The organism is Lysinibacillus sp. LZ02, assembly GCF_050613145.1.
In the GTDB taxonomy this organism is placed as follows: Bacteria; Bacillota; Bacilli; order Bacillales_A; family Planococcaceae; genus Lysinibacillus_B.
Genome location: NZ_CP192507.1, coordinates 120,253 through 133,055, shown reverse-complemented (window position 1 = coordinate 133,055; position 12,803 = coordinate 120,253). Strand labels below are relative to the sequence as shown.

Annotated in this window: 13 protein-coding genes; 3 read left to right on the top strand and 10 right to left on the bottom strand. The window is 39.2% G+C overall.

Going from position 1 to position 12,803, the window contains the following annotated elements; genetic code table 11:
- The first annotated feature begins 178 nt into the window (after positions 1–178).
- Entirely contained in the window at positions 179–1,312 is a 1,134-nt protein-coding gene (locus tag ACQQ2I_RS00610) for a Fic family protein (protein WP_431028629.1), read from the top strand.
- A gap of 331 nt (positions 1,313–1,643) precedes the next feature.
- The gene (locus ACQQ2I_RS00605; protein WP_431028628.1) at positions 1,644–1,775 is read left to right on the top strand and encodes a hypothetical protein; all 132 of its coding nucleotides are present in this window, start codon (positions 1,644–1,646) and stop codon (positions 1,773–1,775) included.
- A 708-nt stretch (positions 1,776–2,483) separates the two neighbouring features.
- Here the strand turns inward: ACQQ2I_RS00605 and lysS are convergent.
- The 10 genes from lysS to cysK form a co-directional block, all read right to left on the bottom strand.
- Positions 2,484–3,986 (bottom strand): lysine--tRNA ligase, encoded by a 1,503-nt coding sequence (gene lysS / locus ACQQ2I_RS00600; protein ID WP_431028627.1) that lies wholly within the window; start codon positions 3,984–3,986, stop codon positions 2,484–2,486.
- A 193-nt stretch (positions 3,987–4,179) separates the two neighbouring features.
- Positions 4,180–5,199: a tRNA dihydrouridine synthase DusB gene (dusB, locus tag ACQQ2I_RS00595; RefSeq protein WP_431030415.1), complete on the bottom strand. Its 1,020-nt coding sequence runs from the start codon at positions 5,197–5,199 to the stop codon at positions 4,180–4,182.
- Between the two features lie 20 nt (positions 5,200–5,219).
- Positions 5,220–5,423 carry a helix-turn-helix domain-containing protein gene (locus ACQQ2I_RS00590; protein WP_431028626.1) on the bottom strand — a complete coding sequence of 68 codons (204 nt, stop codon included), beginning with the start codon at positions 5,421–5,423 and terminating at the stop codon, positions 5,220–5,222.
- On the bottom strand, positions 5,375–5,896 hold the full coding sequence (folK, locus tag ACQQ2I_RS00585) for a 2-amino-4-hydroxy-6-hydroxymethyldihydropteridine diphosphokinase (RefSeq protein ID WP_431028625.1): 522 nt from the start codon (positions 5,894–5,896) through the stop codon (positions 5,375–5,377). Before folK ends, ACQQ2I_RS00590 begins: the two co-directional genes overlap by 49 nt.
- A complete protein-coding gene (gene folB / locus ACQQ2I_RS00580; RefSeq protein WP_431028624.1) occupies positions 5,893–6,261 on the bottom strand; it encodes a dihydroneopterin aldolase in 369 nt (122 codons plus the stop codon). Before folB ends, folK begins: the two co-directional genes overlap by 4 nt.
- Before the next feature lie 11 nt (positions 6,262–6,272).
- Positions 6,273–7,136 (bottom strand): dihydropteroate synthase, encoded by an 864-nt coding sequence (gene folP, locus ACQQ2I_RS00575; protein WP_431028623.1) that lies wholly within the window; start codon positions 7,134–7,136, stop codon positions 6,273–6,275.
- A gap of 2 nt (positions 7,137–7,138) precedes the next feature.
- Positions 7,139–7,987 (bottom strand): aminodeoxychorismate lyase, encoded by an 849-nt coding sequence (gene pabC / locus ACQQ2I_RS00570; RefSeq protein WP_431028622.1) that lies wholly within the window; start codon positions 7,985–7,987, stop codon positions 7,139–7,141.
- A 13-nt stretch (positions 7,988–8,000) separates the two neighbouring features.
- Entirely contained in the window at positions 8,001–8,573 is a 573-nt protein-coding gene (pabA, locus tag ACQQ2I_RS00565) for an aminodeoxychorismate/anthranilate synthase component II (protein ID WP_431028621.1), read from the bottom strand.
- Positions 8,570–9,982, bottom strand: a complete 1,413-nt coding sequence (locus ACQQ2I_RS00560) for an anthranilate synthase component I family protein (RefSeq protein ID WP_431028620.1) — start codon at positions 9,980–9,982, stop codon at positions 8,570–8,572. Before ACQQ2I_RS00560 ends, pabA begins: the two co-directional genes overlap by 4 nt.
- A gap of 384 nt (positions 9,983–10,366) precedes the next feature.
- Positions 10,367–11,302 (bottom strand): cysteine synthase A, encoded by a 936-nt coding sequence (gene cysK, locus ACQQ2I_RS00555; protein ID WP_431030414.1) that lies wholly within the window; start codon positions 11,300–11,302, stop codon positions 10,367–10,369.
- A gap of 279 nt (positions 11,303–11,581) precedes the next feature.
- Here cysK and ACQQ2I_RS00550 point away from each other — a divergent pair, with 279 nt between their 5' ends.
- A complete protein-coding gene (locus tag ACQQ2I_RS00550; protein ID WP_431028619.1) occupies positions 11,582–12,706 on the top strand; it encodes an S-layer homology domain-containing protein in 1,125 nt (374 codons plus the stop codon).
- The last annotated feature ends 97 nt before the right edge of the window (positions 12,707–12,803 follow it).

Sequence of the window (12,803 nt, the reverse complement as noted above, 5' to 3'; positions counted from 1 at the left end):
TATTATAGGCGATTTCAATGTTCACTTCAGAACATTTTAATCATATGCAATTGATAATTATACTTTTATTTATAAACAGAAAAATTAGGTCATTTTCTTGTATATTTTATCTCTAAAAGCTGTATAATCTTAATATTAAGTTCAAAATTAGAAATTTTAATCTTAAGGAGGGATTTTAGTGGCTATACAAGGGGTTAAAAAGTTACCAGTGAGTATCGAATCTCATCAAGCTGCAAATTTGTTTATGAAGTTAGCAAATATCTCCTCTGAAATTGGTCGATTAGACGAAAAATTTAAGCGTTCTATTTTAAAAAGTGATTTAATTAATACACTTGCACTTAAAGAATCTGTTCAATCAACAAGAATTGAAGGAACACAAGTAACTTTTACCGATATGGTTGAACACAGTCATAAATCTGAACAAAAATGGGAGCATATAGAGGTTTTAAATTACCAAAAGGCTTTAACAATTGGTCAAGAGCGAATTAATAACGGCTATCCACTTTCAACAAGGCTTATACTTGAGCTACACTCTATTTTAATGGATGGAGCAGCGAGAGGAACTAATGTAGCTAAAGGGGAGTTTAGGAAAGTTCCTAACTGGATTGGTCCTACAAAAAAGTTTGAAGATGCTGTTTATATCCCTATTCCAGCGAGTGATATTGAAGATTACTTAGATAACTGGGAAACATACGCTAACAAACACCAATATGGCGGGAAAATGAGTATCTCACACTTACCTCAAGGAAGTTTCATACTTGATGAAGATTCTCATCCTTTACTAAAAGTAGCAGTTCTTCATGCACAATTTGAATCAATACACCCATTCTTAGACGGAAATGGACGTCTAGGTAGAATTATTATCGCTTTATATATGATGCAATCAAAACAAATTTCTAGCCCAATTTTCTTCGTCAGTGAAGAACTAGAAAAACAGCGTGCCAGATACTATCATCTTTTGAATGAAACTAGAGGAGAAAAACCAAACTGGTTCAATTGGTTATCGTTCTTCTTAGATGCCTCACAACGAATGGCAAATAAATTAAACCTGTTGTTAGACAAAGCTGAAACAATGGCTATAGAAGGTATGAAAAAATGTGAGACACATATCCAAAGACAAGTTTACTTACTGACATTTAGATATCCAAACACAACTGCTGTTCAAGTGGCTGAACAATTTAAAATTGCCCCCACTACAGCAAGAAGAGTATTAAATACTCTAGATGAAAAAGGACTTGTGTTTAAAGATAGGTCCCAAAAAAGGAATATCGAATATTTCAATTATGATGTTTTAGATTTAATAAACAGCTAGTCACATTTTTGAAAGGTGAGCAATTTTATAATAGAATTTGCTCCCTTTTTATTTCATTTATGAATCCTAGCAGCACTTTATTCTATTTCTTATGTTTACATAAGGGTTATATGAAAATTTTTCTTTCTAACATTTTGAACGAGTATCTATTTAAACATACTCACTCTTTTTTTTGTAAATATTCCCCTCCATCGTCTCTATTCATCACATCACGCAAATACATATGTACATACTTCTGACGCCTATGAATAAAGCATTATCCCATACCACTTGTGTTTTTTCTGTTATTTTATTACATTAATTACAACATTAAAAATGAGGTGATACGATTATGACAAAGGATAAAAAAGTAAATCAAGACCTTCATTCTAAATCAAACACTGATAAATCAAAGAAAATTAAAGCAAGTTTTGATAAAGCTATTAAGAAGAATGGAGAAGCTTTAAAGAGGTTATCTAACTAAGGATAACCTCTTTCTAATGCTATTCCGATAGTTTTTTCCCGTTATAGACGTTTCCGCAGAATCATTCAAGTGTTTCTATTCAATTGTAAATTACGTTGGATTTTTAGCGTTTTAATGAAAATCGCTATCAAAATTCTTGTTATGATAAACAGATATTAACTAAAGCAATACTTTATTTTATTTCTACAACTACATTAATCTAATTTTCCTGCACTCACAAAAAAATAAATTTCTAACTATGTTCAGCAATAATAAAGTCCTGCTTTTTTCCCCGCCTTGAACCCGCATTCCACCGTTGGTAGTTAGAATTAAGTTGCGCACAAAACGGCTTATTTTTACCAATTATTTTCCATACATGAAGCAGAACTTAATTCTAGTTAGAATAAAGTCCTGCTTAATCCGGCATTGAACAAGCATTTCCCCCGCCCTCACCAAGCGAGCACCAGAGGTGCCTATCCAGACACTCTCCCAGAACTCTTTATCGCCCTTCTCACGCGCTTTTCGAGTTCTTTCCTTATTAAGAGTCGATTTCACTTTTCCAAGCCCTATACACGCAAAAACAGGAGAATCCGTGCGTCTCCGGCACAGATTCTCCTGTTCTTCATTCATTGCTCCAGCATCGGAGCAGTTCTTTGTTCTAGTTTTGATTCGACTTTGTTGTCACAGGCAACTCTTTGTTCTGCTCGGACAACAACACTTTCCCATTACCTATTTAGATGTATGGCGCATTGTTGGGAATAATAGTACGTCACGAATCGACGGAGAATTTGTCAATAACATGATTAAACGATCAATACCGATCCCTAAACCACCTGTTGGCGGCATACCGTATTCTAAAGCCTCAATGAAATCATTATCCATTTCGTGCGCTTCATCATTACCAGCTTCTTTCTCCGCTAATTGCGCTTCAAAACGTTCGCGTTGATCGATTGGGTCATTTAACTCTGTGAAGGCATTTGCATGCTCACGACGAACGATAAATAGCTCAAAACGATCTGTGAAACGTGGGTCTTCTGGATTTTTTTTCGCAAGCGGTGAAATTTCCACTGGGTGACCTGTTACGAATGTTGGTTGTACTAATGTTTCTTCTACTTTTTGCTCGAAGAATTCATTAATAATGTGACCCACTTCATGTGCAGGTTTGATTTCTACACCGTGTTCAGCTGCTAGCGTGCGTGCTTCTTCTACAGACATCGGATTCCAGAAGTCGACACCTGTCGCTTCTTTAACTGCATCTACCATGTGTACACGTTTCCAACCAACACCTAGCTCAATTGCATCTTCACCATATTGAACTGTTGTTGTACCCAATACTTCTTGTGCTACATGTGCAATTAGATTTTCTGTTAAATCCATGATGTCTTTATAATCTGCATACGCTTCGTATAACTCAATCATTGTGAACTCTGGGTTGTGACGAGTTGAAATGCCCTCATTACGGAATACACGGCCAATTTCGTATACTTTCTCTAAGCCACCAACGATTAAACGTTTTAAGTGAAGCTCAATCGCAATACGCATATAAAGTTCCATATCAAGTGCATTATGATGTGTAATGAACGGACGGGCTGCTGCACCACCTGCAATTGTGTGTAGCATTGGTGTTTCTACTTCTAAGTAACCATGGTTATCTAAATAGTTACGAATAGCACGAATAATTTTCGAACGGACGATGAATGTTTCTTTGCTTTCTTCATTTGTCATTAAGTCTAGGTAACGTTGACGGTAGCGTTGCTCTACATCTGTTAAGCCATGGAATTTCTCTGGCATTGGGCGTAGTGATTTTGTCAGGAATGTAAATTCAGTTGCTTTTACTGATAATTCCCCTACTTGTGTACGGAATACGTTCCCTTTTACACCGACGATATCACCAAGATCCGCTTTGTTGAATAGCTCGTACGCTTCCTCACCAATTGCATCTTTACGCACATAAATTTGAATTTGACCGCCTAAATCTTGAATATGAGCAAATCCCGCTTTCCCTTTACCGCGCTTTGTCATAATACGACCTGCAATCACAACTTCACGTAGGTCCTCTTCTAATTGCTCTTTTGTAAATGCTTCGTTCTCTTGTTTTACTTCATTTGATAAATGCGTACGCTCAAAACGGCTACCGAATGGGTCCAGCCCGCCTTCGCGAATATCCGTCATCTTTTGGCGACGAACCAAAAGTTGGTCGTTTAACTCTTCTATATTTGACACGTTTGTCACTCCTTATTAAATCATCCGCAATATATGCGTTTTTTGTCCATAATTCCTTATTGTACACAAATTTAGTATGCGATTCATCTCTTTCGAGTGAATTCAAGAAAAATACATTGGAAAATATAGCCCGCTCCACAATAGAGCGAGCTAACATCGTCATTATTTGCTAAAAAGAGCGCCACCGACGTGACACCCTTAGTTAGATTACTTCCATTTGTGCACACTCTGCTTCATACTCCGCTACAACACCCGTTAATAACATGCGCAGTTCTGCTTCTGTTTCTGCCTGGTTAATGGCATTTCGGACTTTCCCATTGCCACGAATGCCTTTTAAGTACCACGAAGCATGTTTGCGCATTTCACGTACAGCCACAACTTCACCTTTTAATTGACGTAAACGTTCAAAATGAAGTAGACATACATCAATTTTCTCTGCCACGGGTGGTTCTTCCTTTAATTCACCCGTTTCTAAATACTGTACCGTACGATAAATCATCCACGGGTCCCCTAATGCCGCACGTCCAATCATCACAGCATCGACACCCGTTGTCTCTAGCATGCGCTTTGCATCTTGCGGTGTTTCTACATCCCCATTACCAAGGACAGGAATGTTCACACTTTCTTTTACTTGCTTAATAATGTTCCAATCTGCCTTACCTTCATACATTTGCACACGTGTACGGCCATGAACAGCGACTGCTGCACCACCCGCACGTTCAACGGCTTGCGCATTTTCGATTGCAAAAATATGCTCATCATCCCAACCAATACGCATTTTGACGGAAACAGGCTTCTTCACAGCATCTACTACTGCTGCAACCATTTCATATACTTTATTTGGATCTAATAATAAACGGGCACCCGCTTCACATTTAATAATCTTATTTACGGGGCAACCCATATTAATATCGATAATATCCGCTGTTGTATTTTGATCTACATATTTCGCAGCCTCTACAAGCGTTTCCTTATTGCCACCAAAAATTTGTAGCGAAAGCGGATTTTCACGTTCATCTATATAAAGCATATCTAACGTTTTTTGGTTACGATATACTAGCCCTTTATCACTAATCATTTCAGCATAGACTAAACCTGCGCCGAATTCTTTTACCGTCAAACGAAAAGCCGAGTTACAGATACCAGCCATTGGGGCTAATACAACGCGGTTGTCCATCACAACATCTGCAATTTGAAACGGCTTTTGTTGATCGTTTATCATCATTTTGTCCTCCCTTGAAGTTATTTAACCATTAACTCCTGTACATCTATATTAAGTTCATCCGCAATTTGTTGAAGTTGTTCAGTAGAAGGGATTTTCTCTCCCCGTTCAATCCGCCCTAAAACGGTTGTGGAAACACCTATACGCTTCGCAAATTCTACTTGCTGTACACGCTTTAATTTTCGGAACCCACGAATTCTTCTACCGAAACGCTCTTCTTCCATTGCACGACGCCTTCTTTCTGTATATCCATTGATTCAAGTGCTTCATGTGCTAAACGTAACTGTTCTGTACTACGGTCGCTAATCTCTGCTAACGGCACAAGAACAAATGCACGCTCAAACATGCGTTCATGCGGCACAATTAAGCTCTCTGTTTCAATATTTTCGTGATTATACAGCAAAATGTCAAGGTCAATGATGCGAGGACCCCAGCGAAACTCACGTACGCGACCTAGCTCTTGCTCTATTTGTTGGCATACGGTAAGCATGTCAAATGACGATAAACGCGTTGTCAGACGTACCGCGATATTTAAAAATGATGCTTGATTGACAAAGCCCACTGGTGCCGTTTCATAGATAGAGGAAACCATTTCCACCATTACACCTGCTGTTTCCGTTAAACATTTTACAGCGAACTTTAAATTGTCTTCGCGGTCACCCATATTAGTGCCGATTGATAAATACACGACACTCATTGAAACTGCCCTCTCACAATCTCAACCGCTACTTCCTTATAGTGTCCTGGAATTGGCGGATCTGGTTTAATGACTTCCACACGGCAGCCCATTACTTGTCCTTCATAGCGGGATAGGATCTGGCTTGCGACCGTTTCAGCTACTGCTTCGATTAATTTAAACGGCTTACCTTCAATAACCTCTTTGCAAATATCGTAAACCCCTACATAGCTCACTGTATCTTCTAAACTATCTGTTTGCCCAGCTTTTTGGATATGTACAGCTAACGATACAGATGCACGAAAACGTTGCCCTAAAACCGTTTCTTCTGGCAATACACCGTGATAACCAAAAAATTGCATATCTCTTAAATGAATATAATCCATATGTTACGCTCCTAATGTCTTAGGGCAAGCTCGCCCTCTACTATAAATTTCCCTATAAGGGCATCCATCACTTTCACCGTACGCGCTACTTCCTTCACATCATGCACGCGCATGATGTGGCAGCCCTTCATCACTCCGTATGCACACGTTGCGGCTGTCCCTTCCACACGTTCGTCCACTGGCAAATCTAAAATAGAGCCAATGAGCCGCTTGCGAGAAGTCGCCAGTAATACAGGGTAGCCCATTGCTGATAGCTCATCTAAACGTTGCATCGTTTCCATACTTTGCTCTAAATTTTTAACAAAGCCAATACCTGGGTCTACAATAATATGTGTATCGGGTACACCTGCCTGCTTCACAATCGCAATGCTTTCTGCAATATCTGATTTAAAGTCTGCCCAGTAATTTTTGTAGATTTTATTGTTCCGGTTGTGCATTAAAATGATCGGCACATGATAGTGTGCTGCCACATAAGCCATTTCGGGATCAGCTTTTGCCCCCCAAATGTCATTAATGATGTGAGCACCCGCTTCAATCGCTGCACGTGCTACTGCCGATTTATACGTATCAATCGAAATGATCGCAGGTACTTCACGTACAAGCGCCTGAATCACGGGCACAACCCGTGCGATTTCTTCCTCATCCGAAATACGTTCGTAACCAGGACGTGTTGACTCACCGCCCACATCGATAATTTTAGCGCCTTCTGCTACCATTTTCTTCGCCTGTGCAACGGCTGCTTCAACGGAATTATATTGACCACCATCTGAAAATGAATCCGGCGTTACATTTAAAATGCCCATAATAAAAGTCTCTTTTGTGTAGTCTAACGTAATACCGTTTATGACTAATGGCTTCGGATAGTGTTGTAACATCGCTAATCTCCCTTTATCCGTTGTAAAATTTCATCTATATACGCTTCATGTAGTTGTTGATACACTTGTCCCTTCGCACCTGTAAAATAGCTTTCACCTATTTTATGAATGGGCACAAGTTCTTGCACAGCATTCGTTACAAAACATTCATCAGCTTGCTCCAGGTCCAATGCCAGATACTTACCTTCTTTTACAATCAAGCCAAGCTTACAAGCAACATGTAGCACTTGTTTTCTTGTAATGCCACCTAAAATCCCTGTTTCAAGCGATGGCGTATAAAGTATATCATCTTTCACCCAAAATATATTTGATGTAATGCCTTCTGCTACAAAACCATCTGCTGTTTGAAAAATTCCTTCATAATCCGCTAAGTTAGGCACTTCAAACCGAGCTAACACATTATTTCCGTAGTGATGACTTTTAAAGCGGAGTTCACTTTCCGCTGTATTACGAGGTGTTTTTAGCCAAACCGCTTCTTTTTCCTTGCCCCGCGGACGTTCCATCAATGGCTTACGAAACACGATGACCGTTGGATCACTGTAGGTCGTTGGTTGTAACCCAATATCATGCACACCGGCTGAGACATTGAGTCGGAAATAGCCATCCCCTTGTTCCGCTTCATTTAATTGTTGAATTACTTGTTGAAAATTGGCCATTGTATACGGCAACTTAATATGAAAATGGTGAAGTGCTTCATTTAAACGCGCCATATGTTCTTCCAAAAACGGTGCTTTCCCGTCGTATGTCCGAAATGTTTCAAAAAATCCGAGCCCATACAAAAAACCATGGTCAAACGGAGAAATACGTAGTTCGTTAGAATCGATATAGTGCCCATTCATCCAGCAAAGCATACTTTACAACTCCTTACTTGCAATATAGCGTGATAAATTCGCGCAATAATTGTTTCCCGTCTTCTGTCATAATCGATTCAGGATGATATTGTACGCCTTCAATTGGATACTCTTTATGACGAATACCCATAATTTCGCCTTCTTCCGTCCAAGCCGTAATTTCTAGACAGTCTGGGATGGATTCACGCTCTACGATTAATGAATGATAACGTGTTGCCGTAAATGGATTCGCATTCTTCCTATGCAAACCGATACCCGTATGATGTACAGGCGATGTTTTCCCGTGCATTAATCTTTCCGCTCTTATGACGTTACCACCAAACACTTGCGCAATCGCCTGGTGTCCTAAACAAACCCCTAAAATAGGAAGCTTCCCTGCAAAATAGTCAATAATGCGTAAACTTTCACCTGCTTCATTTGGCGTACATGGACCTGGCGAGATGACAATCATTTTGGGCGCAAGCGCTTCAATTTCATCTAGCGTTACCTCGTCATTACGCTTCACCAACAATTCTTCCCCTAGCTCACCTAAATATTGCACCAGGTTATACGTAAATGAATCATAATTATCAATCATTAAAATCATGATGATACTCCTTCCGCCATCGCTTTTGCTTGCCACATGGCTTTCGCTTTATTTAATGACTCGATAAATTCATTCGCAGGAATCGAATCAATCACAATACCAGCGCCAGCCTGAATATATGCGATGTCGTCTTGAATGAACGCTGTACGAATGACAATATTTAATTCCATATCGCCTGTATAGCCAATCCATCCAATCGATCCCGTATATAAACCACGTCTTACTGGCTCTAACTCTTCAATAATTTCCATCGTCCGAATTTTAGGCGCACCTGTAATCGTACCGCCTGGGAACATGGCGCGAATTACGTCTGTATTAGACTTGTTATCCGCTAACTCCCCGCGCACATTGGACACAATATGCATAACATGCGAGTAGCGCTCAATGACCATAAATTCATTCACTTCTACTGTCCCATATGCAGATACTTTCCCAAGGTCATTGCGTTCTAAATCTACGAGCATGACGTGTTCCGCACGTTCTTTTTCATGTTGAATGAGTTCATTTGCTAATGCGATATCCTCCTCATCCGATTGACCACGCGGACGTGTTCCCGCAATCGGGCGAGTAGAAAGCTCTTTCCCGTCACGCTTAATGAGTAATTCGGGTGAACCACTCACAACCGCAAAATTCTCATTCGCGATAAACGCCATATATGGTGATGGGTTAAATGAACGTACTGCTTCATACATCGTCATAGGTGTCGTTTGTAACTGCTTTGCTTGACGAACCGACAAATTCACTTGGAACACATCACCTTGCCCAATATAATGTTGAATTTTTTGGACTGCGCCTTCAAACGCTTCTCCTGAAAATGATACGGTTAATTCGCTTTCATCCGGCTTTATTTCAACAGCCTTTTCTTGGTCAAACAGGCGCTTGCCTAGCCCTGTTTCCGCTTGAGATTGCCAGTCACTCGCCCACTGTTGCAAATCCACATCGCTTGTCGATAATTTCATCAATGTAACGGTATTTTCTTTTACATCATGGACGGCCCAACTATCAAATAAATAAAAGAACAGATCCGGCACTTGTAAATCATCTTCTGCTACTGTAGGTAATACTTCGATCGTACGTACATAATCATATGAAATAAACCCGATCGCACCGCCTTGAAAGAAAGGTAAATGCATATCGCGCTGTAAGCCAAATTCATTAATGAGTAGTTCTAACTGTGCTAACGCTTCCCCTTCACGTACCTCTACATTTCCATTACGCCACTGTATATGTAAGCCGTCTTCTACAGATTTTGTCGTTGCGAACGGACGCATTGCTGCAATGGAATGGTGACCGCCACGACCACTTTCTAAAAATACATAGGCTGTTTCGTTTGCCGTTTGTTCTTTGAAGCTATAAAAAAACGCATCCTTCGTCATTGAAAATGATAACGATTCAACGTTCAATCCCATCTAAAAAACCTCCAATTGTTCTACAATTAATTACTATTAAACTGAAAAAATGAAAATAAAGCTAACAGGAAATATTGGAAAGGTATCTCCCTTAGCTGCCACGAGTATACGCGACGTTCTTTATTATGCAGATATCCTGCTAAAAACGCCATGCTTATATGCAAAAAAGAGCCCTCTGAAAAGACATTTTGAGAGAGCATGTTGATGCGAACACCACGGGGAACAATATTCCTTAGTGGATATTAATCAAGAAGAAGGGGACGCCCGGAAAGTTTTCACTTTCTGGACATCCCCTATAAGAGAGCTCGTTCTAAACGAGTAAATCCTCTATTCCTATTTCAGTAAAAGTACATTGTATGTGAATATTTCTTACTTCAGTAGCAATTAGTCTTCAAATTGATATAAAGGTGTAGATAGGTAACGCTCACCATTTGATGGTACGACTGCTAGTACATTGGCGCCTTTTCCTAAACGTTTCGCCGTTTCGATTGCCGCATGAATCGCTGCACCTGAAGAAATACCCGCTAAAATCCCTTCTTCACGAGCTACTTTACGTGCCGTTTCAAACGCTACTTCGTTTTCTACTGGGAATACAGAAGAATAAATTTCTGTGTTTAATACGTCTGGTACGAAACCTGCACCGATCCCTTGGATTTTATGTGGGCCAGGGTTTCCGCCAGATAATACTGGTGAATCTTTTGGCTCTACAGCAATGATTTCGATTTCTGGGAACTGTGCTTTTAACACTTGCCCAGCACCTGTAATTGTACCACCCGTACCGATACCCGCTACAAATGCATCTAATTTTAAACCTTCTGCATCAAATGCTTCCACGATTTCTGGACCTGTTGTTAAACGGTGAATTTCAGCATTTGCTTCGTTTTTAAACTGCTGTGGTAAGAAGTAGCCTTCAGAAGCAGCTAATTCTTCTGCTTTTGCAATAGCACCTTTCATCCCTTCAGGACCAGGTGTTAATACTAACTGTGCACCGTATGCACGTAATAAATTACGACGCTCTAAAGACATTGTTTCTGGCATTACAAGAATGGCTTTATAACCTTTTGCAGCAGCAATCATTGCAAGACCAATACCTGTATTCCCTGAAGTCGGTTCAATAATCGTACCACCCGGCTTTAATGTGCCGTCTTTTTCAGCTGCTTCGATCATCGCTAATGCAAGACGGTCTTTTACTGATGAACCTGGGTTGAAGTATTCTAATTTTACGTATACTGTCCCTTCATTTTCACCTGTTGCATTGTTTAATTTAACGATAGGTGTACGTCCTACTAATTCCGCTACAGAATTGGCTAATTTACTCATATCCACATCTTCCCTTCTTTTAATCCCTACCAAGTAAATAGGTTTTTATTAATTGTATCTTAACAATTTACCAAACCATTGTCAATGTAATAGGCTGTACTTTTACAATAAATTTTCAGAACAATTAAAAATATATACAAAGCAGCGCAGTACTAGAAAAGGGGCACTTTTTTATATTTTGAGCTTATGTTATTCCCATATTATTCTTGTATTCTTTTAAATTAATATTAAGTAATATAATTCATGCATTCAAAATATATAAGGAGAGGGGTCAAACCATTGAAGACAGTTCGTATTTTATTAGCTTTACTTGTTACTTTTAGTCTTCCTTCTATAACACCTGCTTTTGCAGCAGAAAAAACGATTGATCAATATTACATAGATGATGTAGATTACGGGCATGGCGCATATGAACAATTAGAACGCTTTTTGTATGCAGATATCATAGATGGATATGAAGAAACAGTGATTTATGAAGAAGATGGGGAAGAATATGAGTATACATCCATTCTTTTAAAACCAGAAAATAATATTACCCGTGCACAATTCACAAAAATTTTGGTTAATGCTATGCATTTAACAAGTGGTGACATCAAAAAAACGTTCCCTGATGTAAATTCTTCAGATTGGTATTATCACTATGTGCAAATTGCTAGTAGCAGAGGGATTATTACTGGCAAAGTAGATGGAACCTTTAAACCAAATGATAAGATTACACGTGCTCAAATGGCTGTTATGATTTATCGTGCATTCAATGAGACGGTGGATTTTTCAACGACAGAAAAAACTTTCAAAGATGTCACTCAAAAAAACTTTGCTTATGAAGCAATTGTAAAAATAGCAGGTGTCGGAATCGTAAATGGTTATGGAGACGAGTTCAAACCGAGTAATTTTGCGAAACGTTCTCATGCCGTATTGATGATTGACCGCGCATTACATCTAGAATCTGGGACTGCTGAAGATGAACTTTCAGTGATTCAAACTGTAAATCGTAACGTCACAGAAGAGTTATTACTACAATCTGAACAACAAGATCGTGAAGCGTTGGAAGCTCTTTATCGCGAAACAACAGTCGGTTATTATCTAGCCTATTCACTTGATAATCTGAGTACACTAGATGATCCTGACTATTCATCTGGTTCCATTACAATGGAGCAAGTGGGCGAGCATTCAAGCAGCATTGTTTCCTTAAATAAGCGTTTTGCAGAAGTGAAAGTAGACAATTTAAAAGTTCATATTTCCATGAGTGAACCAGACATGGACATGTCTTTTGAAATGACAATGGATTTGTCAGGAACTGCATATTTAAAGAAAACAGCAGACGAAACTTGGAAAATTTATAACATTGTCTATGATGAAGAGAACTTTGAAGATATGTTAACTGAAGCTATCGCTAATAATTAACCGAAAAAAATAAACGGGATATAAGACTTATCCTTCCTTTTAAAGACATAAGGCACTTTCTGTCCATTTGAACAGAAAGTGCCTTATTTTTATTAAA

Coding starts and splice junctions, on each gene's coding strand:
- ACQQ2I_RS00605 (WP_431028628.1), top strand. CDS start 1,644: ATGACAAAGGATAAAAAAGTAAATCAAGACCTTCATTCTAAATCAAAC.
- dusB (WP_431030415.1), bottom strand. CDS start 5,199: ATGATAAACGATCAACAAAAGCCGTTTCAAATTGCAGATGTTGTGATG.
- ACQQ2I_RS00590 (WP_431028626.1), bottom strand. CDS start 5,423: ATGGAAGAAGAGCGTTTCGGTAGAAGAATTCGTGGGTTCCGAAAATTA.
- folK (WP_431028625.1), bottom strand. CDS start 5,896: ATGAGTGTCGTGTATTTATCAATCGGCACTAATATGGGTGACCGCGAA.
- folB (WP_431028624.1), bottom strand. CDS start 6,261: ATGGATTATATTCATTTAAGAGATATGCAATTTTTTGGTTATCACGGT.
- folP (WP_431028623.1), bottom strand. CDS start 7,136: ATGTTACAACACTATCCGAAGCCATTAGTCATAAACGGTATTACGTTA.
- pabC (WP_431028622.1), bottom strand. CDS start 7,987: ATGCTTTGCTGGATGAATGGGCACTATATCGATTCTAACGAACTACGT.
- pabA (WP_431028621.1), bottom strand. CDS start 8,573: ATGATTTTAATGATTGATAATTATGATTCATTTACGTATAACCTGGTG.
- ACQQ2I_RS00560 (WP_431028620.1), bottom strand. CDS start 9,982: ATGGGATTGAACGTTGAATCGTTATCATTTTCAATGACGAAGGATGCG.
- cysK (WP_431030414.1), bottom strand. CDS start 11,302: ATGAGTAAATTAGCCAATTCTGTAGCGGAATTAGTAGGACGTACACCT.